The 1,935-nt window shown below is 65.0% G+C and carries 1 protein-coding gene; it reads left to right on the top strand.

Features of this window, described 5'->3' with window-relative positions; all coding sequences use genetic code 11:
* On the top strand, nucleotides 1–1,935 hold a 1,935-nt coding region (mutS, locus tag NW863_RS01030), incomplete at both ends, for a DNA mismatch repair protein MutS (RefSeq protein WP_414363912.1).

Genomic DNA, 1,935 nt, shown 5'->3' with positions numbered 1-1,935 from the left:
CTGGGGGATTTCTACGAGATGTTTTTCCAGGACGCGCAACTGGTGTCGCGGGAGCTGGAGCTGGTGCTCACCGGGCGAGAGGCAGGGGCCATCGGGCGGGTGCCCATGTGCGGGATCCCTTACCACGCCTTTGACCGCTATGCCGCCCAGTTGGTGGCCAAAGGCTATGCCCTAGCCGTCTGCGACCAGATGGAGCCGGCGGATCAAGCCAAAGGCTTGGTGCGGCGGGAAGTGACGCGGGTCATCACTCCCGGCACGGTCATCGAAGAGGAGCTGCTGCAGGCGCGGCAAAATAACTATCTGGCGGCCATTGTCCGCCTGCGAGGCTCCAAGCAAACCGCCTGGGGCCTGGCCTATGCCGACATTTCCACCGGTGAGTTCTGGGTCTGCCAGAGTGAGGGGCAAGAGCAGCTAGAACAGGAGCTGGCCCGGCTGCAGCCGGCGGAGATCCTGCTGCCCACCGAGGAAGGGCTGGGCCTGGGCTTAATGCGGCCTGGAGATTCCCACGCTCCCCTGGGCCTACCCGGCCAGTACACCTATACCCTGCGCCCGGCGGAGCCCTTTGAGCTGGCGGTGGCGCGGGACAATCTGCTGCAGACCTATGGCCTGCGCTCCCTGGAGGGCTTGGGCTGCGAGGGGCTGCCCCTGGCCATTCGGGCGGCAGGGGGATTGCTCCACTATCTGGAAGAGACGCAAAAGAATCTGGTGCAGCCCTCTCCCCAAGGGTGCCATCCGCTCCTGCGCCCGCCCCGCACCTACCAGCTCACCGACTACCTAATATTGGATGCCCAAACCCGCCGCAACCTGGAGCTGACCCAGACCATCCGCGAGGGGGCCTTTGTCGGATCCCTGCTCTGGGTCTTGGATCACAGCCGCACCGCCATGGGCGGGCGCACCCTGCGCCGCTGGCTGCTGCAGCCTTTGCGGGATCGAGAGCAAATCCGCCTTCGCCAGGACACCATCCAGGAGCTGTTGGAAAACCCCTCCCTGCGCACCCGCCTGGGATCCCTTCTAGACTCTCTGTACGACCTGGAGCGCTTGGCCAACCGCGTCGCCTCCGGCACTGCCAACCCGCGCGAGCTGGTGGCCCTGGGCTCCTCCCTGAGCAAACTGCCCCAACTGGCCGAGCTGGTGGCCGAAGCCCAAACTCCCCTCCTGCAGAGCCTACAGCAGGTGGATCCCGCTCTGGTTGACCTGGGCCGGCGCATCGAGCACACCCTCTTGCCCTCCCCGCCCCCTGTGCTCACCGAAGGGGGGCTGATCCGGCCTGGCGTAGATCCGGAGCTGGACAGGCTGCGGCAGCAGGTGGAGCAAGACCGCCAGTGGATTGCCCAGTTGGAGAAAACCGAGCGCGAGCGCACCGGCATCCCCACCCTCAAAGTCGGCTTCAACAAGGCCTTTGGCTACTACCTCAGCATCAGCCGCGCCAAGGCGCAGCAGGTGCCCAAGGAGTACATCCGCAAGCAGACGCTAACCAACGAAGAGCGCTTCATCACCCCTGAGCTTAAAGAAAAAGAGGCTCGCATCCTCACTGCCCAAACCGACATCAACCAGCGGGAGTACGAGCTGTTTGTGCAGTTGCGCCAAGAGGCGGGATCCCAAGCTGCCGCCATCCGCCAGGTGGCCCAGACCCTGGCCGCCGTCGATGCTCTGTTTGGCCTAGCCGAGGTGGCCGTGCAGCAGGGCTACACCCGCCCGGTGATCACTGCAGATCGCCGTTTAATCATCGAAGAGGGTCGCCACCCGGTGGTGGAGAAATCTTTGCCCCAGGGCCTGTTTGTCCCCAACTCGGTGCGGCTGGGATCCCCCCACGGCCCGGATCTCATCGTCCTCACTGGCCCCAACATGTCCGGCAAGTCCACCTACTTGCGCCAGATTGGGCTAATCCAGATCCTGGCCCAGATGGGCAGCTTTGTCCCGGCGCGGCGGGCGGAG

The organism is Synechococcus sp. B60.1, from assembly GCF_047462555.1.
In the GTDB taxonomy this organism is placed as follows: Bacteria; Cyanobacteriota; Cyanobacteriia; order Thermostichales; family Thermostichaceae; genus Thermostichus.
This window is presented reverse-complemented; position numbering and strand designations above follow the sequence as displayed.